Here is a 20,617-nt window from a genome sequence, read left to right on the forward strand (position 1 = left end):
ATCGGGAAGGTTCACTCCGTGGGCCAGGAGATGGATTTGATATGAAGACGATTGTCGTATTTCCAATAATTTTATTGCTGTCCTGCGGACCTGGTACGGCGGGTGCTCTGGTGGCGACTGTGACCGGAACACAGCCGGACTATATCGGCCACAGCGGCGGGTGCCGCAAAAGCTCACCCCCTGGCCAGTGCTGTCATGCCGGCAGTAAACCTCTGCACTGCCACTGAGTATGCGCCGTTTCATCGGAAAGATCCGGCCGACGCACCGGGCGCAGATACCGTCCCGGAGCCGGGCCAAAAAACGCCCACATAACAATGGTTTAGTGGCGGAGACGAAGGGATTCGAACCCTCGAGACCCTTCCGGGCCTACTCCCTTAGCAGGGGAGCGCCTTCGACCACTCGGCCACGTCTCCGCCGGTGGGTCTAGCGGTCGTCTTTTAGGAAAACAAGCCCTAATTCAGCGTGCTGTGACAAATGCGGGTGCGGACTTTGCTCAGCCGGTCCGCGACCCGCAGATCTGTCACGGGTCAGCCGAGAACCTCACGCACCGCATCCTTTGTGACACTGACAACTGTGTCGATTTCGGCCGCTGAGATACACAGCGGCGGCGCAAATCCGATGATATCGCTTTGCGGCATCGCGCGCGCGATGACATTGCGCCGGGCCATGGCCGCCACGATTTCCGGCACCACTTTGCGTCCCGGATCGAAAGCCCTGAGGGCAGAAGTATCCTCGGCCAGTTCTACAGCACACAAGAGCCCCGCGCCGCGCACCTCGGCAACATGCGGATGACCGGCCAGCGCATCTGACAGGGCGCGCAGCATATAGTCGCCCTGCCTGCCTGCGTTTTCTACCAGACCAAGCTCGTCAATAAGCGCGAGGTTTGCCACACCGGCAGCGGCTCCGATCGGGTGCGCCGAATAGGTCCATCCGTGCCCGAAAGCGCCGTTTTCGTCCGTGCCCTGTTCGAGCACCTTCCACATCCGCTCAGAGACAATGGAGCCCGAGAGCGGCGCATAAGCTGACGTCAGCCCCTTGGCGATGGTGATCAGATCCGCCTCAATCCCGTAATGATCCGAGCCGAACATCGTGCCGAGCCGGCCAAAGCCTGTCACCACCTCATCGCAGATCATCAGGATATCGTATTTGCGCAGAACCGCCTGAATGGCTTCCCAGTACCCCTCTGGCGGAGGCACGATCCCGCCGGTGGCCAGAAGCGGCTCACCGATGAAGGCCGCGATCGTATCGGGGCCTTCCGCGAGGATCATCTCTTCCAGCCGGTCGGCACATTGTGCACTGAACGCGGCCTCTGACTGGTCCCGGTCTTCGCGGTGCAGATAATACGGCGCATCCGTGTGCAGCACCTGACCCATCGGCAGATCGAATTTTGCATGAAAGAGGCCCAGTCCGGTCAGTGAACCGCTCATCAGACCAGAGCCGTGATAACCGCGCCAGCGCGAGATGATCTTTTTCTTTTCAGGTCGCCCGAGGATGTTGTTGTAATACCAGACCAGCTTGATGTTGGTTTCATTGGCGTCTGAGCCGCCAAGACCAAAATACACCCTGGACATATTGGCCGGTGCGCGGTCCAGCACCATCTTCGACAGCGTGATAGAAGCCTCGGTGCCGTGCCCGAGATAGGCATGGTAATAAGCCAGCTCCCGGGCCTGGGTCGCGATGGCCTCGGCAATCTGCGTGCGGCCATAGCCCACGTTCACGCAATACAGACCGGCAAAGGCATCAAGCATCTCGCGCCCGTCACGGTCAGTGATAAAGACGCCGTCGCCGCCCGTGATTACCCGCGTTGGCGTTTCGCCGCGGGCATGCTGGGCCAGATGTGTGGAGGGGTGAAAGAAGTTCTCACGGTCCCACTCGGCGAGTTTATCATTGGTCAGCATCGGTCAGCCTTTCTTTTGGTGTAAGTCGGTGGAGAGGACGGCGAGGCAGTCGCCCTGTGCAATCAGTCCCGGATGATGCCGCACTGTCAGCAGCCCGTCCATCCGGGCGGTGACATCCAGCGGCGCCGTGCCGGTCCGGTCCAGTGGCCAGATCCGGGCGAGAACATCACCGGTTACAATTTCATCGCCGATTGTCGCACAGAATTCAATCATGCCGGCCGCCGGAGAGAAATGAAAACACCGCGGGTTTTCCTGACTGATATGCCGGGTGGGGGCTGGCTCGATTGTGCCGGCGAGGATGCCTGCATGGATCAGCACATTGCGCAGGCCCCGGCGGGCAATTGCGGTTGTCTCAGGCGTGGCTGTGCCACGCCCGCCAAGCTCTGTGGTCACAAAGGTCTTACCCTGACTTTCAGCGGCGTGATCATACATGCTCGCGGGATCGATCTCGGCCATCTGCACGGTGAAGGGCGCACAGAAGGCATCCCGCGCTGCCGAACAGCGGCCTTCCTGTTCTTTGTCGTCCAGCACATGACTCGCGGCAAAGGGCAGAAAATCCAGCGTCCTGCCACCGGAATGGAAATCAAGCACCAGATCCGCCATCGGCAACAGGGTGCGGGTGAAGTAATCCGCGATCTTGTCGGTAACCGTCCCGTCGGGGCGACCGGGAAAAGCCCGGTTCATATTGCCGCCGTCCACCGGGGAAGTGCGCCGCCCGGCCAGTACGGCGGGCCCGTTCATGAAAGGGATCAGGATGATCCGGCCGCTGACCTGCGCCTCTTTGGTCTGTGCGGCGAGATCAAGGATTGCCAGCGGTCCTTCGTATTCATCGCCATGGTTCCCGCCGGTAATGAGCGCCGTCGGCCCGTCGCCGTTGCGGATCACCGTCACCGGCAGCATCACCGACCCCCAGGCGCTGTCGTCGCGGCTGTGGGGCAGTTGCAGATACCCGTGCTGCACGCCCTGTGCATCGAAATCCACCGTTGTGCGCATGGAAGTGGGACGCATCCTGCTATTCCTTTACCATCAGCTGACGTGGCGTGGTGCACAGGCACTCATAGCCGTTTTCGGTAATCAGCACCGGCTCAGTGATCTCAAGCCCGCCGTCGTCCAGCCAGAGGGCCGGCATGAAGTGAAACGTCATGCCCGGTTGCAGTACCGTACGGTCATCGCGGCGCAGCGAATATGTGCGCTCGCCCCAGTCCGGCGGATAAGACAGACCGATTGAATAACCGCAGCGGTTGTCTTTTTCGAACCCGTGTTTTCTGAGGGATGTGTTGAATGCGTTGGCAATGTCTTCCGCGAAATTCCCGGGTTTTGCCTGTGCAAGGCCTGCTTCCACGGCGTCCAGAACGGCAGTTTCCGCGCGGCGGTATTTATCAGGGGGCGCGCCCAGAAAAAGCGTGCGGGACTGGGGCGCGTGATAGCGCCGGTAGGTGCCGGCGATTTCGAAAAATGTGGCCTCACCGGTTTTGAGCGGTGTGTCATCCCACGTCAGATGCGGTGCCGTCGCATCGGTGCCCGACGGGGCGAGCGGCACAATCGACGGGTAATCGCCCCAGTGACCATCCGCTCCGGTGATCGCGGCCTCGTAGATCGCCGCCACAAGCCGGTTTTTCGGCAGACCCGGTTCGGCCCGCTCCATGATGGTCTGGTGCATCTTTTCCACGATGCGTGCGGCACGGCGCATGAAGGTGATCTCGGCGGGGCTTTTGACGGCCCGCTGCCAGTTGACGAGACTGTTGGCGTTTACCCACTGCGCGTCCGGCAGTGCGGTCTGCAGCGACTGCCAGGCAGCCGCGGTGAAATAGTAATTATCCATCTCCAGCCCGATGCGCTTTGCCTGCCAGCCGTGATCCGCAATCAGCCGGGCAAGGTCTTCCATCGGGTGTTTCCCGGGGTTTTGCACATAGGTGTCATCATACCCGAATATACAGTCCTGCGGCATCATCACCGTGAGCTTTGCCCCCAGCGCATCTATTCCGCGCCCCCACCAGAGCGGCGGCCCGTCAGGGCCCAGAACGACGGCCTGATGCACATAAAACGACCAGCCTCCGTACCCGGTGAGCCAGGACATATTCGCCGGATCGCAGATCACCAGCACATCGGTGCCTGCACGCGCCATTGCCACGCGCACGGCGGCGATGCGCGTTTCATATTCAGCACGGTCAAAAGGCAGTTTTTCAGCAGCCATCCGGGGTGTCCTTTGCGCAAAGAGAGGTGGGGCCTGCGAAACGTTAACGGAACGCGGCTCTGCGGTCTATCGGCGGTGTGGCGCAGGTGTGAAATGGTGCAATAGACGAACCGGGCAGGGCGCTGCTAGGGTATCGGCAGGCCCGCAGCGCGGGTGAACAGCAACAACGGCAGACGGCGACGGCATATGACATCAGGAGACCGGCTGAGAGGCCAGGCAGCGCAGTTTTTCTCAGTGGCCGTTTTTGTTGCCGCCTGTGTCGGCGTACCCCTGCCGGCAGCGGCGCAGGAGGCCTTTACGCTCGAAGGGCACGGCGGTCCGGTCAAGGGCATCAGCGTGGCCCCCGACGGGGTGATCCTGACAGCAAGCTTTGACAATTCGGTGGGGTTCTGGCGCGACGGTGCGCCGCGCTGGCTCGAAGGGCATGAGGCGGCGGTAAACGCGGTGGTCCCGGTTGCCGGTGGCCGGATCGTCTCGGGCGGAGATGATTTTGCGGTCCGTCTGTGGGACCCCGCCACAGGCACATCAGAAGAACTGGGCCGGCACAGCGCCAAGGTGATCCGGCTTGCGACAGCGCCGGACGGGCAACGCGTGGCATCGGCCAGCTGGGACCGAACCGCGCGCATCTGGTCGCTCGACGGTGCCGGTGCGCTGGAATTCACCGGCCACGAAAATACAGTGAGCGATGTGGCATTCTCGCCCGATGGCAAACGACTTTACACCGCATCCGCGGATGGCACCATCCGGCTCTGGAATGCTGAGACCGGCACATTTCTGCGCCGGCTGGTCCAGCACGGGTTTGGCATCAATGCGCTGCTGATCGCACCGGATGAAAGCTGGCTGGCTTACGGCGCTGTTGATGGCGGAACCCGGGTGGTGTCGCTGCCTGACGGGGCAGAAACAGGCGACTTCACCGCCGGGCGCCGGCCGATCCTCGCGATGGCATACCAGGAAGAGATCGGGCGTATCGCAGTTGGCGACGCGCAGGGCTATATTATGATGATCGACACCGCGACCTGGCGGATTGCCGAGGATTTCCGGGCCACCGCTTCCGGTCCGGTCTGGGCGCTGGCCTTCTCGCCTGATGGCGGGAACATCCACGCGGGCGGGATCGCAGACGCCATGCACAGCTGGCCGGTGAACGGTCTTGAGAATGCAGAAAAGATGACCGGGACGGAGCGGTCTTTCCTGAAAGCGCCCGAAGAGATGTCCAACGGCGAGCGCCAGTTTCAGCGCAAATGCTCCATCTGTCACACTTTAGGCACGGACGGTAAACGCCGGGCCGGCCCGACGCTCTACGGGCTCTTCGGGCGGCCTGCGGGCACGGTCGACGGGTACTTGTATTCAGATACGCTGAACGGATCGGATCTGGTCTGGGATGCTGAGACTGTCGACCGGCTCTTTGATCTGGGGCCGGATCACTACATTCCAGGCTCGAAAATGCCGATGCAGCGGATCACCGGGGCCAGCGACCGGGCAGATCTGATCGCGTTTCTTCAGGAGGCCACGGCGCCGGACTGACTGCGGATCCGCAGGCGAAACACAGGTGAAGAACGCGCGACGACTACCTGAGATAGAAAGAAAATCATCATTCCGGCGTTCCTGGTGAGCCATACATTTAGTACAGAAGCACAACCCAGACTGCAGTAAGGTTTTGAGAGTTCCCGATTCGGTGGTATCCTGACCCTGGGTCAACAGATGGTTGATCCTGAAGTAGGGGGCCGCTCATGACACATCGGGTGCGCAAAAGCGTCTGGGGCTTGCCGGACGGCGACGAGACTCTGATGTGGTATGAACGTGCTGTCGAAGCGCTCTGGCAGCTTCCCGTCGACAACCCGCGGGCCTGGTTCTTCATGGGGGCCGTGCACGGGGTGCCGCCATCATTTCCGAACATTCCGGCCCGGGCGCAGTTCTGGGACCAGTGCCAGCACCAGAGCTGGTTCTTTCTGCCCTGGCACCGGGGATACATCACCGCTTTCGAGGCAGTGGTCGCTGAGGAGGTTGCCAGCCTCGGGGGCCCGGAGGACTGGGCGCTTCCTTACTGGAATTATTCGCAGGACCTCGCCGATAATCCGGATGCGCGCCGTCTGCCATCCCCGTTCCGGGACCAGCTCAAGCCGGACGGTACGCGGAACTATCTCTTTTCACGTCGCCGGCTGGTGACGAACGGCGATTTCGGGCTGACCGATCAGATCGTCAGCCTCGCCGCTATGGGTTTTTCTGATTTTACCAACAGCACGCCGGGTGTGCCGTCCGGCTTTGGCGGGCCGGTCACCGGGTTCAACCCGGGTGGCGGCGACAGCGGCGCGCTGGAACAGCTGCCGCACAATGTGATCCACGTTGAGATCGGCGGGTTCATGCGGGATCCGCGCACAGCGGCATTCGATCCGGTCTTCTGGCTGCACCACTGCAATATAGACAGGCTCTGGGAGACATGGCGCCAGGATCCGCTGCATGCAGATCCGGCCAGCCCGCTCTGGCTCACCGGACAGCCCTTTGACATGCATGATGGTCAGGGGCAGCCTTTCAGCTACACGGCACAGGACATGCTGGATACCACGCAGATTCTGCACGGGTATCTTTATGATACGATCCCCTCACCGGTCTCCCCCGGCGACACCACTCCCGATGATACGGAGGCGCTTGCGATGAGCAGTTCCGGTGATCCTGAAATTGCCGGGGCCAGCGAAGCGCCTGTGCGTCTGGGCCCGACCGTCACACGCACGCGGGTGCCGATGAACACTGATGTAGCGCTGGCTGGCCCGGACGAGGCCCCCGGCAGTTCGCGCCGGGTCTATCTGGAACTCCAGGGCATTCGCGGCACCGGGGTCGCCGGGAACTATGCGGTTCTGATTGATCTGCCTGGCGACGATATGGTGCCGGTCCGCGCGGGTGTGCTGAGCACCTTCGGGCATGCCCGCGCGAGCCGCGCCGACGCGCCGCACGGCGGCAGCGGTCTCAACCAGATTTTCGACATCACCGCGCATGCTTTCAGCCTTGGACTGACCCGCGGCGATACCGGGGCGCTTGAGGTTCTGATTGAACCCATGGGAGCGGCGGACCAGGCGTGGGGCGTGCCGCCGGGTCTTGAAGGCGTTGTGGCTGAAACGGATGAGCCCGCCGATGTCACCATCGGGCGCATCAACGTGATTTTCGAATGAGTGCAACGGCAACGACAGTCAGCAGCGGGCGGGCACCTGTGCTGAACCCGGCTTTCGCCGGCCGTCTTGCCGCACCCGGGCCGCGTTTCACTCTGCTGCCGGCGCTGGCGGCATGGGGCCTGCTCCTTTTGCTGCCGGCGGCGAATTTTGATCTGCAGATCTGCGCCACACCGCCCGCCACACCCACGGCCGCCTTCGGGCAGGCCTGGGCGGTCAGCCTCGCCGGGCTGCACCCCCCGGCGGCTCTGGCGGAGTGGGCTTTGATGGTGCTTGCCATGATGCTTCCGCTCATGGTCGCGGAAACCGGCCAGATCGCGGCGCGGGTTTATCGCCGCAGCCGTACCGGCGTTGTACTGACATATCTGTCCGGGTATCTCGGCGCATGGCTGCTTGCCGGTCCGCTGGTGATCCTTCTGACGCTCGCGGCCCGTGCAGGATTACAAAGCGTCGCAGGCCCCGCGGTATCCCCGCTGCCGGCCCTTGGCGCAGGAGCGCTCTGGATGATCAGCCCTTTGCGGCTGCGGCTTCTTGCGCGCGGCCACTACCGGCCTGTCATCGCCGCCGGAGGTCATCGCGCGCTGAAAGATGCAGCCCGCGCGGGCGCAGGCAAGGCCGGGTTCTGCCTGCTGACCTGCCTGCCGCTGATGGTCGCGATGCAGGCTGCCGGCGGCGGGCCTGCGGGTATGGCGCTTCTGACGGTGCTGCTGATCGCCGAGCGCCGGACCGCGCGACCCGCGCCGCAGGGTTCGGCCATGGTGCTGATATTTTTCGGTTTTTACGCAGTTTTGGTGTGAAGGGCGGGACCGGCCCGTTTTATGAAGGAATAGTTTTATGGCACAGGAAGAATATGACGCCCTCGCGAAGGGCCCTCTGGCAGAAGACCGTGACCCGCTGTCGGTTGAGCTTGTGACGGCAGAGCCGGTTCCGGACGCCGTGATCAGCGACCGGGTCCGGGCCGCTCTGCCCGGAGCTGATTTCTCCGTGGAGGCGGCCTTTGATGAAACGGCGGACCGCTACCACTTCGTTGATTTCCCGGACATTGACCCGCAGGGTCAGGAGCGCGCGGTTTTTGAGTTTGGCCGGGCGCTGCGGCATGCCACCGATGTGGCCGAAGCCAACCCGGTCATGCCAGACAGTCTCTATGGTGCGCATCATGTGGCGGGTCTGAACGAGGCGCTGTTCAGTCTGTGTGAAACGCCGCGTGATAATTCTCTGCCGTTTGGCTGGCATCATCCCCGGATCGACAGCATCGGCGCATGGCGGCATACGCGCGGCGAGGGTGTGACGGTGGCGGTGATCGACACCGGCTACAGCGATCATGCCGAACTGCGCGGCGTGCGCACGCAGCAGGGCGAGATCAATCTGGTTGAGGGCGGCAGCAACGCCGCGGATCGCTTCTCCACAGGTCTGCTGCGCAATCCCGGTCACGGTACGCTGGTGATGTCGGTCGTGGCTTCGCGCGGCACGGCTGATCCGTCGGGTGGGACTTCCGGGCCGGGGGCGGTGACCGGCACCGCGCCGGCGGCAAAGATCATGCCTGTCCGGGCAATCCGCTCGGTCGTCGACCTCAACCAGCGGCGCATCGGCAAGGCGATTGATCATGCGGTTGCCAACGGGGCGGATGTGATCGCAATGGCGCTCGGCGGGCCGACGCGCGTGGCGAGCACTGAGGCGGCCCTGCGCCGTGCCGCCCAGGCGGGTGTGGTGATCGTCTGTGCCGCCGGCAACTGCTGGCCAAACGTGGTGTTCCCGGCAGCCTATGCGGCGATGGGCATCTGCACCGCTGTTGCCGCTCTGCAGCCTGATCTGCGCCCCTGGAAAAAGAGCGGTCGCGGATCGCAGGTGACGTTTTCGGCTTTCGGCGAGCAGGTCTGGGGAGCGGCAAAAAACGCCCCTGACGACCCGGTCACCGGCGTCCGGGCGAGCCAGGGCACGACTCTCGCGACGTCAATGACCGCCGGTGTTGCAGCACTCTGGGTTGCGCGCCACGGCGGCCGCGCCGCGCTGAAGCAGAAAGCGGATGCGCGCGGATCAACTGTGCAGGCGATGTGGGTGCGCTGTGCTGTTGCGGGCATGACACCGCCTGCAGAATGGGGTGGCGCGCGGGATCTTGGCGCAGGGTTGCTGAACGCGCGTGCGGCGCTTGATGCCGCGTTGCCTGCGGCCAGCGAAGCACCGGAAGCCCCGGACCTCGAGGCGGTTTCCACCCTGAACGTTCTGCAGATGCATCTGGCCGGAACAAGCGAAGCGGCGGTGCCCGGGCATGTCACCCCTGAGATGGCTGATTATGCGCCTGAGATGATCTGGCTCAGCTACCGCGCCGGTGCGCGTGCCCGCATGCTGGAAAGCGACGCCGAGACCCCGATGCAGCCCGATGACCCGAGCGAAGGGCTCGCGGCACTTCTGGCGCAGGACCCGGCTCTCAGATCGGCGCTCGGTCAGTAGCGCGGGGGCTGGTAATGACCATCACGACCGAGAAACTGCGCCAGGTGCTCAAGGATCATGGTCCGCTCGTCGATCAGGCGCTCGAACAGTTTTTCCCCGATCCCGAGGCCCCGATGAACCTTGCAGCCCTTGGCGCGCTCACCGATGACGGGCAGGATGTTGCGGATGTCCTGGCCGAAGTTCTGACGCAGGGAGAACTGTCAAAAAGCCTTGAGGCCTTTCTCAATGCGCGTGGCATCGACGTGATGCCGCGTGAGCCCGGCGAAACCTGGGTTGAAAAAAACACGGCCTTTCCCGGGTCTGCCATTGCCGAACCCGACCCGAACGATTTTCCGCTGGAAAGGCTTGGCCGCTTTGCTCTGCGCGCATCGGCTTTTCGCTGTCGGGTGGAAGTTGACGGAGAGGAAGCAGGATCAGGCGCCTTTATCTCCAAAACGCTGGTACTGACGGCCGCCCATGTGGTCGAAAAAGCCATTGCTGCGCACCAGGGTGCTGAAAACGGTACAGGCGCCGGCCCGGTGCCCGCCATTATGATCCGCGCCTCTGACGGGCAACGATATTCTGCGCGTCCGGTCTGGTCGTCTCCGGTCCATGACGATGAACGCAGCGGCTTGCTGCCACCTGCGCATGCCACTGACACGCATAAAGACGTGGCCCTGTTGCGGGTGAACCTGCCTCTGGGGCTGAGCTACGGCTATTGCGATCTGCCCGGAGAGGCCATCGACTGGACCGGCGCGCGGCTGATGACGCTTGTGCATTATCCGGAAGGCAACAGACGCGGGCTGACCCGCGGGCGGGTGCATCGTGACAGCCCGCAGGACATCCGCCTGCGCCATGACGTTGACACGATGGGCGGCTCGTCCGGCGGGCTGGCTTTTGACCGCAATCTGCAGTTCATCGGGGTGCATCAGGGGCGGTGGGATGCCTTCCGGCGGCTTGTGCCGCACGGGCAGTTCGGCGATCACCCGGATTTTGTAAGCGCGATCAGCCGCGATCAGCCGCGCCGCTATCTGTGGTCGCTGAACGATGATATCGACAGCCCGCTGATCATCGGACGCCGGACCTTTTTCACCGGGCTGTCGCATATGCTTGAGGAACCGGGGTCGAACCTGCGCGGCATCTGGGTGCGGCGGGTGAATACCTCAAGCATGACGGGGCTGAGTTTCAGCTTCGGAATGCTTGAAGCCTTTCTGCAGAACCGAACGCACCCCGGGGATCCGGTGACGCGCAACCTGTGCCGGCGTATTCCTACCGGTCTTGAGGACACGGACCTTACCGGCACGCTGGCGGATGCGTTTCCGGGCATGGCTGCGGTGGCAGCCCACGCCGGTGTCGGCCCCGACGAGACCAGCGACGCGGCTGCGGAACGTGAACGCGCTGTCAGGGTGGCGCAGGCACTGCAGCAGGCTGCCGCCGCACAGGACGCGACATTCTGGATTTTCTTTGAACCGCCCCCCGATAACAAACTTTCAGCCGCTGCGCTGACCCAGTTCGAGCATCTGGCCGAGTGGATCGTAACCCACAGGAACCTGCGACTGATCCTTGCGGGCTTTGAGCAGTATGCGCTGGCCCCGCTGCAGTTTCAGAACACCGGCGAGGCGGACACTGCGCGACGTCCCGGTCTGCTCGTGGATCAGCTGAACAATTTCGACGACGAGGATGTCAGAGTGACGCTGCGCGCGATGCTCGAAGACCTTAACGGGGATGAAAACATCAGTACCGACCTGCTGGACCGTTTTGTTCGGCAGGTGACGAAGGATCTCGACAAAGAAGAGAACAGTGACAGGTACCGGTTCGGCGCCCTGCCGGAGGCTGTAAAGCGTACGCGTGAGATCATACGGGGTTGGGTGGGTCTGTGATGAAATCTGAACCCGAAGAATATCACAGGCTGCGCGACGCGCTCTTTCTGCAGGCAGCCCTGGTTGAGGAGTTTAACCCCCGTGACATGCTGAGCCGGGTCATCCCGGCAGAGCGCAGCAGGGATATCCTGTTACGCGGCAAGCTGATGTCGGCCCTGCGTGAAGCGTCAACGGGCGACGGGAGCTCCTGGCAGATGCGCCCGGTGCAGCGCCGCAAGATCCTGAGCCGGCCTGAGAGCGCGGCGGTAGAGACCGACAGTGACATCGGTGCCGCACTCAGGGGGAATGGCGCATTTTCCGCCGAGGCGCTCGTGCAGGTCTCGCAAACCGGCGCTACTCCTGAAGACCTCGCGCATGTGGTTTCAACGCTGGAGCAGGCCGGTCCTGCGGCCCCCGGGCACGGGCGTCTGCTGGAACTCAGCAGCCGTCTGGACCATCTGCGCCGGGAACATGCCACGGATATGCTTCTCGGCAGCAGTTTCGTCGGGCGCGAAGAAGAGATCGCACGCCTGCTGCGCGCCCTTGATCATCCGCAACGCACCGCCCCGCTGAAAACGCTGCATATCCAGGGGCTGCCCGGCGTCGGCAAGACTTTCCTGCTCGAACATCTCGGCCGGCTTTGCCGCGACAGACCGCGCATCGTGATGATCCGGCTCGACTTTGACCGCTCGTCGCTGCGCGAGGGGGCGGTTGATGCTGTTTTTGAGGAAATTTCGCGACAGATCGGCACGGTGATGCCCTCAGTGGCGGGGCTGCTGCACGACCTGCGCATGGAACGTGCGGAACGGCGGACCAAGATTGCCTCGGAGACGGGGGCGCGTGTGCCGTCTGATCTGCTGCACCGGATGATCAGCATTCTGGCCGATCACGACCGTCAGGTGCTGTTTCTGCTCGACACGCTGGAGGTGCTGCACGGGTACGGCGCGACCTTCGTGCATCAGCTTTTCCGCGATATTGACCGTTTTGCCGATAAAGAGCGGATCGATATCAGCCTGATTTCTGCCGGGCGCGGCCCGGTCTTTGCGCGTGACGACGCGCGCCTGCAGGATTTCATTGCGCTTGAGGAACTCGACGACAGGGTGACCGCCGCGATCCTGGAAAAACGCGATGTGCCCGCGCATCTGCGCGACCGGATTGTATCTTTGTCGGGCGGCAACCCGCTGCGGCTCATTCTTGTGGCACGGGCCGTTCAGGAAAGCGAGAGCGGTGTAGCACTTGGCGATGAACAGATCCGTTTTGCCGGCACCGGGTATCTTTATCGCGCAATCCTTTCGCGGGTGCCGGTGGACGTGCGTGAGATTGCCGCCGAGGGCCTGATCCTGCCGGTGCTGACGCCGGAGGTTCTGACGCAGGTGGTTGCCCCGGCGCTTGATCTGAGCATCGATGAGGTGCGTGCGCATGACCTTTTCGACACGCTTGAGATGCAGCGCTGGCTGGTGACACGGGTGGCGGGTGGCGGGCTCGCTCACATTCCCGAAGTACGCCGTGAGATCCTCGAACTGACCTATGCCGAAAGCCCTCAGAGCGCCGCGCGGATCAACAAAGCCGCTGCCGGATATTACGAGGCGGATCACCCTGACCGGGCGCTCTATCACCGGTTGCAGCTGGTGCGCGCGGGCCATGACATGCCGAATATTGAGCCGGAGCATGCGCGCGGGATCACCGCCCCGATGCTGGAAGATCTGACGGATGAGGCGCGCGATGCGGTTCTGCGCGCGCGCGGACAACGTTCGCGCAGCGGGGCGGCGGCGCAGTCGGGCACACAGCCTCCGCCGCCACCCGCGCCACAAACAGCACACCGCGTGCCGCAGTCTGCCATCGCAGGGCTCACCGATGTCTGGCTGCGGCCCGATCCGGAGACAGGTGACGGCAGGATCACCGTCGTTGCATCCGGCGATCCGGACGACAAGCCTGAGGAGGGCAGCATCACAGATCTGCGCAACATGCTGGAGCTGCGTGAACATCAGGAAGCCACTTTCATCCTCAAGAACGCATTTGAGCGGCCCTTCCGGCTCGACAGCCCCCCGGGGCTGCTGGCGCTCGTGCACCAGTGGCAGACCGGCCACTGGTCGCTGGCACGTGTGCTCTTCGATAAACTGCCCGAAGGCACAGTGCTCGGAGCGATAAGAGAAGACATCAGCCTCACGGGGCTTGCCCTGCTGGAAATCTGGGCAGAGTTCCGTTTCGACACGCTGAGCGCGCGCCTCGTCGAAGACGACGAGCTGCGCAGGCAGGTTGTCGTTGCGCTGAGACTGACGCAGCGCAGCGGGCTGCGTGACGGGGCGCTTGCCATGGCCTGGCTGACACTGCCCGGGCCGGATAGAAACGCTGAGTTCAGTTCCGCGGATATGATGGCGCGCTATCTGCCTGCCGGCCGCCTGTTGTCCTGGCACGATATGACCGAGCGCTGCGGGGCGGTGCGCGCCGAGATGGGCGTGACCTTTGCATCCGCCGACACTGACCCTCTGTCGCTGGACATCGCCGACTACGCGCGGCTCACAGCACCTCTTAACCCCTATGCGCAACCGGTGCGCGCGCTGCTTGAAGACCTTACGCGCGAGGCAGGCAGCCGGATTGGCGGGCAGGTGACGGCTTTTGCGCCAGCGGTCAGCGAAATCGCGGATGTCTTTGCGCCTGGCGTCGAGGGGGCCGGGGCCGCGCAGGAGCGGACCAGTGCACGCGCGGGTGAAACGGCCCAGCTGATGAATGTGCTTGGTCTGACCGCAGAGTTCGCCACCGGCTATACGTTTTACAGCCCGCTGGCGGATCTGCCAACGGTTGCCCGCGCGGCAGAGCGCTGGCAGCTCGCCACCCTTGGCATCTGGACATACGGGCGCCGCCGCCCCGACGGCTGGGATGAAACCGGCCAGGACCCGCTGATACTCGAGCGTGTGGCGGCGCTGCAGGCTGCGGATGATCCGGCGGCTGAGGCGCTGCGCATGCTGCAGATCTGGAATGATCCGGCGGCGGAACAGACCGGCGATCCGCCGGCGATGCTGCACCGCAGACTGGGACGGGTTTATGCACAGGCCCGCGGTCTTGCGTCACCCGCAGACAGGCTGGCGGTTATGTCGCGGACGGCGGTGCCCGCGGTCATGCATGCACCGGTTGCGGTGCTTGCCGGGCTGGACGTCCCCGACCATGAAATTTTCGGAACCTGACGCGCGTCAGGTATGACTTTGAACCATCGGATAAGGAGTAATGACATGCAGGATGCCGAGAACCTGAGCCGCGAGCGTCTTGAAAGCCTCGGGAACAGCGGGGAGCTCGACAGGGTGCGTCGTGCGATCGATGCCTCTCCGCCGGTGCTCAAAGAGCTTGGCATTTCCGCAGACCGGGCAGCTGAATTGCTGGCCACGCCTTTCTCCGGGCTTGAGGCGGCAGGCTCCCGGCCGACAGAACTTGAGGCCATCGTACTTGCCGTGGGCCGCCCGCCGCTGGTTGTCCGGGGTGGAGAAGTTGAGGGCAAATTCACTCTGGGCGAAAGTTTTCCGCCTGATACCGGTGACCGGATCACAGCGGTGGAGCCGCTGCTTGGTTCGGTTGGCCGGGTGGAATTCCGGTTTCACGATATGGCGTGGGGTGGCACTGCCTGGGTGATTGCGGAGGAGGCCGACCATCTGCTGGTCGCGACAAACCGGCATGTGGCACAGATCGTGGCGCGCCGGACTTTTCGTGGCGACGGTGTTTTCATGTTTTCGCCTTCAAATCTGCCCTATGGCGCACAGGTGGATTTTCTTGAGGAGGTAGATGCTGACCCTGATCCTGACCGGGTTTTTGCGATCGAAAAATTTACGTATCTTGCGGATGATGTCTCGGCTGATGTGGCCATCGGGCGTATCGCCAGACCGGAGGCAGGCGCGGCGCATCAGCTCGCTGCTTTTGATCTCGCCGATGGTGAGGACGAAGATGTGGTGGCCGTCGTGGGCTATCCCGCGCGGGACAGTCTGCGCAATGACCCGCATCAGATGGAGCGTTATTTTCAGGGGCTCTACGATGTGAAGCGGTTCTCGCCGGGAAAGCTCGAAGTTGCGGCTGGCGTCAGCTCGCTCAGCCACGACTGCACCACCCTTGGCGGGAACTCGGGCAGCCCTGTTATCCGCCTCTCAGATAAAAAGGTCGTCGGCCTGCACTTTGCCGGCCGTTTTGCTGTCGGCAATGCGGCGGTGCGGGCCAGCACTCTGCGCGCGGTCCTCGACGGCACAGTCCAGACCAGGGTTACGGGCACGGAACTTGCCGCACCGGAGCGCCCTGACGGGGCGCATGATGCCGAACATTTCGAAGGCCGCGAGGGCTATGATCCGGACTTTCTGCAGGTGGCCCCCGTGCCGATGCCTGCGACGCCCGACGGTGTCGCCCTGTCGCGCCCTGCGGACGCGACGGATGAGCGACCTTTTGAGCTGCGCTATCAGCATTTCGGCATCCTCTATTCGGGCGCGCTCAAAAGCCCGGTCCTGGCCGCGATGAACCTTGATGGCGCGCAGACCCGGCCACAGAAACGCGGCAATGACAAATGGTTCTCGGACGGGCGCCTGCCGGCAGAAGACCAGCTGGGCAAAGAAGATTACGACGATGCCGCGATTGACCGTGGCCATCTGATCCGGCGGGCCGCGACGAACTGGGGTGCCACGGAGGCGGAGGCGAAACAGTCCAACGACGACAGCTTTCACTACACCGTCGCCAGCCCGCAGCATATGTCGTTCAACCGCAGCACACACCAGTGGCTGGGGCTGGAGAATTACATCATGACCAATGCGCGCACGCACGGGTTCCGGTGCTGCGTGTTTACCGGACCGGTGTTTGACGGGTCCGAGCCTGAGCTCAAAGATACCGGCTCTCCGATCCCGCTGAACTATTTCAAAGTGGTCACCATGCTGAGCGAAGAAGAGGGCACATTGGGCATCCTGCGGCTGCATGCGACGGCCTATCTGCTGAGCCAGGGGCAGCTGATCCAGCGGTTGCTGATCGGTCAGGGGGATACTGAAAGCACCGAAGGGTTCAGCTTTGGCGGGTTCAGAACGTTTCAGATGCGGATTGCGGATCTGGAGCAGATCAGCGGTTTTGATTTCGGCCCGCTGCGTGACGCCGACCCGCTGGCACGACGCGTGGCGCAGATGGCCTCCGAAGGGCCGGCGCCAAAACCGGTGATCATAGTGCACAGTCCGGAAAATATCGTGTTGTGACGGACCGGATGGCAGGTGTGCGGAGAACAATTCCGCTGGCGTCTTCACCGGGGGCGCATGAGGGGCAGACCGGCGGAGAGGCCGGCCAGGCCTGTTCCAATCCCGTTTCTCAAAGTGCTGCTGAGAATTCGCCGGCAGCCGGACATATGCCGGAGTGGTCGCAGAGGCGGCCGGGTCCTCGTGCGTGCGCTCTGCCGCGACCGGCCCGGGAGGCAGGGTTTTACCGGCCCAATGCGCGCAGACTGCTGCGCACATTCTGCGAGGGTATGGCGCGTCATTCAACGGGTATGCTTTTCCTTTCAGAGGTTTGCCGGGCCTGGCGCCACGTGTATGACCAGTATTCAGTCGCGTTACTTTCAAGCCAGAGACATTAATTCATGCAAACTGTTCTGCAAATCCTTGAAAACGTATTGCTGCTCGCGCTGATGGGCGTCGGGTATTACGCGGTTGAATCGCTGCGCAATGGCATGAAGGCAACCGCCGTTGCCCTGTGTCATGGCCTGTCTTTCGGACTTATCGCATTTCTCGTCACAGCCACGCCGGTGTCCATGGGTGACGGTGCAACGCTCGATGCCCGCGCAGGCCCGGTCATCCTCGCAGGTTATGTCGGCGGGCCGGTGGCCGCTCTGATCACGGCGGCCTTCGGGGTCCTTGCCCGTGGCATGGTCGGCGGGAGTTTTGCGTTTTCAGGTATGGTGGTGTTCGGCCTTTACGCCGCTATCGGCATCGGGTTCCGGATCGCTGCGGGACGTGCACAGCCGGATTTTCTGAACCCCCGCACGGTGGTTCTTATGTGCATGTCGTCCTGCATCGCGGCAGCGGCGATGTTCTTCCTGATCGAGCCCCGCGCGCGTGCGTTTCTGTGGCTGCAGGAAGATCTGCCCTTTATCTTTTTCGCAAACACGATTGCGGTGGCCTTTGCCAGCTGCATCCTCGGCATCGCCGCCTCAGTGCTCCGCAATGCGCAGGATGCGGAAGACCTCAACAGCACTCTGCAGCTGGCAAAACGCGCGGGCCAGTTCGGTATCTGGGATTTCGACATCCGCTCGGGCAGGCTGACATGGGATGACCGGTCCAAAGAACTGCACGGCGTCGCGTGCAATGACTTCAGCGGCACATTTGACGACTGGGTCCGCTCCGTACATCCAGACGATATCGGGCGGGCGCGGGACACTTTCTTCCATGCGCTGAAGGACTCCGATTCCGTCGAGTCAGAATACCGTGTTTGTCATGCTGACGGCACTGTAAAATCGCTCAGAGGCGATGCGCTTATTCTGCGCGACAAGAACGGTGCCGCGATCCGGGCCGTTGGCACGAACCTTGATCTCACCGATATCCGTACTGCTGAACAACAACTTAAAGAAGCGCAGCTGATTGCGATCCAGGCACAGAAGTTTGACACCATCGGGCAGCTTACCGGCGGGGTTGCGCATGATTTCAATAACCTGCTTGCCGTGATCATGGGAAACCTGGAGCTTATCGCTGACGAGATACGGCGGTCAGACCCTGACCGGGACGAGCTGCAGTCGCTTCTTGATGCCAGCCTTGAAGCCACCCGCCGCGGCGCTGACCTCACCCGCAACATGCTGGCATATGCCCGCAAAGCGCGGCTTGATCCTGTTGACCTCGATCTGAACGAGGTGGTCCGACAGACCGAGAGCTGGATGCGCAGGACGATCGCCAGCAAGATCGAAATAGAGACAAACCTGCAGGCCGGTCTGTGGCTGACGCGCGCAGACAAAAGCTCGCTGCAGAGCGCGCTGGTCAATCTGCTGGTCAATGCCCGAGACGCTTTCGAAGGGTCCGGGCAGGTCACCATTGAAACGGCGAACATGCGTGTGGACGAGGATTTCATCAGCGAGCGGCACGAGGATATCGCACCCGGTCGGTATGTGATGCTTGCAGTCAGCGACAACGGCAGCGGCATCGACCCGGACATCATCAGTAACATCTTTGATCCGTTCTTCACCACAAAAGGTGTTGGCCTGGGTTCAGGGCTGGGGCTGTCGATGGTGCAGGGCTTCGTAAAACAGTCGGGCGGTGCGATCCGGGTGTATTCCGAGCCTGGCGTCGGCACGAGCTTCAAACTCTATTTTGCGGCATCACCGGGCAGCAATCCGGCCGCAGATGTGGCATTGCGCGGCACATCGCATGACACCGTGGCGTCAGACGGGCGCGCCCGCCTTCTGCTCGTGGAGGACCGCGAGGAAGTCCTCCTGATCCTGCGCAAAACGCTTGAAGGCGTGGGCTACACGGTCGAGACGGCGACCAGTGGTGACGAGGGGCTGCAGCGCTTTCGTGAGGACGGGGCATTTGATCTGGTCGTCACAGACATCGTCATGCCGGGCGAATTGCAGGGCCCGACCATGGCGCGCGAAATCCGGAAGATTGACCCGGAGATGCGGTTCATATTTCTCTCCGGCTATGCCAGCGAAGCGACGGTCAACGGCAACGGCCTGAAACCCAGCGATATCCGGCTGATGAAACCCGTGTCGCGCAAAGATCTGATCGAGGCCGTGCAGAAGTGCCTTGTCCTGTGATCGGGCTATTCCGCAGCCCTCCTTCCTGCGGCAGCGGACAGGCGGCAGTACGGGGTCTTCACAGTGCGCGCTGCATTGTGAGCCGCTCCGGAGCGGCCCGGGCCTTTCTGTGGTGAGCGTCGTCCCCGCCCAGGGCTTCCGCGCTGGTGAAGCGGGAGGCCAGCCCGCCCGGCAACCGGACCGGCTATGATGCCGTTGATCCATCAAGTCGCTGAGCTTTCCCAACGGTCATTTCTCACAAACGGGTTAATATGGAAAATTGGCTCCGGCGGTAGGGATCGAACCTACGACCAATTGATTAACAGTCAACTGCTCTACCGCTGAGCTACGCCGGAACGGTAGCGGCGATATAGCAGCGCTGGATTCTCGCGTCCAGAGGGTTTGGCTGAAATATCTGAAAATCCCGGACGGATCTTCAAAGCCGTCGGAAACGCGCCTGTGCAGAGATGTCGCCGTCCACCGAAACCAGAGACTTTTCATGTAAATCAATGAGGTGCGCCAGCACGTTGCGCGTGGCGGCAGGCAGCAGAGCAGCCGGCGTCCCGGTATAGATCAGCTCTGCCAGACGCGCCGCGGTTGCTTCGCCCGCGCTCAGCGCCTTGAGAACAGAGGCTTCGCGTGATCTTCGGTGTGCCATCAGCCATTCCAGCCGCGCCTCAGGGTCCGTCACCGGGGCGCCGTGGCCCGGGTAAAAGATCCGCCAGTCCCGGGTCATCAGGCGTGCGCAGGACGCCATAAAATCGGTCAGGTCCCCGTCGGGCGGAGAGACCAGTGATGACGCCCATCCCATCACGTGATCAGCCGTAAAACAACGGTCTCCCCAGCCCAGACAGATGTGATTTCCGATGTGCCCGGGCGTGTGCAGAACCTCAAGCGACCAGCCGTCGCCCTTGAGGATGTCACCGTCTGCCAGTGCCTCATCAGGTGAAAACGCGACATCAATGCCTTCGCCTCCTTCCGTAAGACCGGTCAGCGCCAGGCGTGTCATCACCTCTGACCGCCCGGCATCTGCGGGGCCGAAGCCGAGGACGGGTGCTCCGGTTGCAGCACTCAGCCCGGCGGCCAGCGGCGAGTGATCGAGATGCGCATGGGTGACGATAATATGGCTGATGCGCTGCCCGGGCAGTACGGCATCAAGGATCGCCTGCAAATGTGTTTCGCTCACCGGGCCCGGATCGATAACCGCCAGGTCCCGGGTGCCCAGAAGATAGGTGTTGGTGCCGCGAAAGGTCATGGGCGAGGGGTTGGGGGCCAGAATTCGCCGCAACCCGGGTTCAGTCTCTTCCGCGACCCCGGGGGCCGGATCAAACTCTGCGGACGACGGCATCTCATTGGCT

Annotated in this window: 12 protein-coding genes and 2 tRNA genes; 8 read left to right on the top strand and 6 right to left on the bottom strand. The window is 62.8% G+C overall.

Annotated features, from left to right (window positions below; genetic code table 11):
- Positions 1–323: 323 nt before the first annotated feature.
- The 4 genes from G3256_RS07575 to G3256_RS07590 form a co-directional block, all read right to left on the bottom strand.
- A tRNA-Ser gene (locus G3256_RS07575) sits at positions 324–413 on the bottom strand.
- Positions 414–527: 114 nt separating this feature from the next.
- Positions 528–1,898, bottom strand: coding sequence for an aspartate aminotransferase family protein (locus G3256_RS07580; protein WP_169640239.1), 1,371 nt, complete (start codon positions 1,896–1,898; stop codon positions 528–530).
- Positions 1,899–1,901: 3 nt separating this feature from the next.
- On the bottom strand, positions 1,902–2,906 hold the full coding sequence (doeB, locus tag G3256_RS07585) for a N(2)-acetyl-L-2,4-diaminobutanoate deacetylase DoeB (protein ID WP_169640240.1): 1,005 nt from the start codon (positions 2,904–2,906) through the stop codon (positions 1,902–1,904).
- Between the two features lie 4 nt (positions 2,907–2,910).
- Positions 2,911–4,092, bottom strand: coding sequence for a M24 family metallopeptidase (locus tag G3256_RS07590; RefSeq protein ID WP_169640241.1), 1,182 nt, complete (start codon positions 4,090–4,092; stop codon positions 2,911–2,913).
- Positions 4,093–4,278: 186 nt separating this feature from the next.
- Here G3256_RS07590 and G3256_RS07595 point away from each other — a divergent pair, with 186 nt between their 5' ends.
- The 8 genes from G3256_RS07595 (at position 4,279) to G3256_RS07630 (ending at position 19,280) form a co-directional block, all read left to right on the top strand.
- Positions 4,279–5,613 (top strand): WD40 domain-containing protein, encoded by a 1,335-nt coding sequence (locus tag G3256_RS07595; RefSeq protein ID WP_169640242.1) that lies wholly within the window; start codon positions 4,279–4,281, stop codon positions 5,611–5,613.
- Positions 5,614–5,819: 206 nt separating this feature from the next.
- Positions 5,820–7,253: a tyrosinase family protein gene (locus G3256_RS07600; protein ID WP_169640243.1), complete on the top strand. Its 1,434-nt coding sequence runs from the start codon at positions 5,820–5,822 to the stop codon at positions 7,251–7,253.
- Positions 7,250–8,047 carry a copper chaperone gene (locus G3256_RS07605; protein WP_169640244.1) on the top strand — a complete coding sequence of 266 codons (798 nt, stop codon included), beginning with the start codon at positions 7,250–7,252 and terminating at the stop codon, positions 8,045–8,047. Before G3256_RS07600 ends, G3256_RS07605 begins: the two co-directional genes overlap by 4 nt.
- 37 nt (positions 8,048–8,084) lie before the next feature.
- A complete protein-coding gene (locus G3256_RS07610) occupies positions 8,085–9,698 on the top strand; it encodes a S8 family serine peptidase (protein ID WP_169640245.1) in 1,614 nt (537 codons plus the stop codon).
- A 14-nt stretch (positions 9,699–9,712) separates the two neighbouring features.
- Positions 9,713–11,557, top strand: a complete 1,845-nt coding sequence (locus G3256_RS07615; RefSeq protein ID WP_169640246.1) for a trypsin-like serine peptidase — start codon at positions 9,713–9,715, stop codon at positions 11,555–11,557.
- Complete coding sequence (locus G3256_RS07620; RefSeq protein ID WP_169640247.1) at positions 11,557–14,718, top strand: ATP-binding protein; 3,162 nt, start codon at positions 11,557–11,559, stop codon at positions 14,716–14,718. The genes G3256_RS07615 and G3256_RS07620 overlap by 1 nt, the downstream gene beginning before the upstream one ends.
- A gap of 45 nt (positions 14,719–14,763) precedes the next feature.
- Positions 14,764–16,740 (top strand): DNA/RNA non-specific endonuclease, encoded by a 1,977-nt coding sequence (locus tag G3256_RS07625; RefSeq protein WP_169640248.1) that lies wholly within the window; start codon positions 14,764–14,766, stop codon positions 16,738–16,740.
- A 377-nt stretch (positions 16,741–17,117) separates the two neighbouring features.
- A complete protein-coding gene (locus tag G3256_RS07630) occupies positions 17,118–19,280 on the top strand; it encodes an ATP-binding protein (protein WP_169640249.1) in 2,163 nt (720 codons plus the stop codon).
- Between the two features lie 260 nt (positions 19,281–19,540).
- Here G3256_RS07630 and G3256_RS07635 read toward each other — a convergent pair.
- Both G3256_RS07635 and G3256_RS07640 read right to left on the bottom strand, forming a co-directional pair.
- A tRNA-Asn gene (locus tag G3256_RS07635) sits at positions 19,541–19,615 on the bottom strand.
- Positions 19,616–19,695: 80 nt separating this feature from the next.
- Positions 19,696–20,607: an MBL fold metallo-hydrolase gene (locus G3256_RS07640; protein WP_169640250.1), complete on the bottom strand. Its 912-nt coding sequence runs from the start codon at positions 20,605–20,607 to the stop codon at positions 19,696–19,698.
- Between the last annotated feature and the right edge of the window lie 10 nt (positions 20,608–20,617).

It is taken from the genome of Roseobacter ponti, from assembly GCF_012932215.1.
Lineage (GTDB): Bacteria > Pseudomonadota > Alphaproteobacteria > Rhodobacterales > Rhodobacteraceae > Roseobacter > Roseobacter ponti.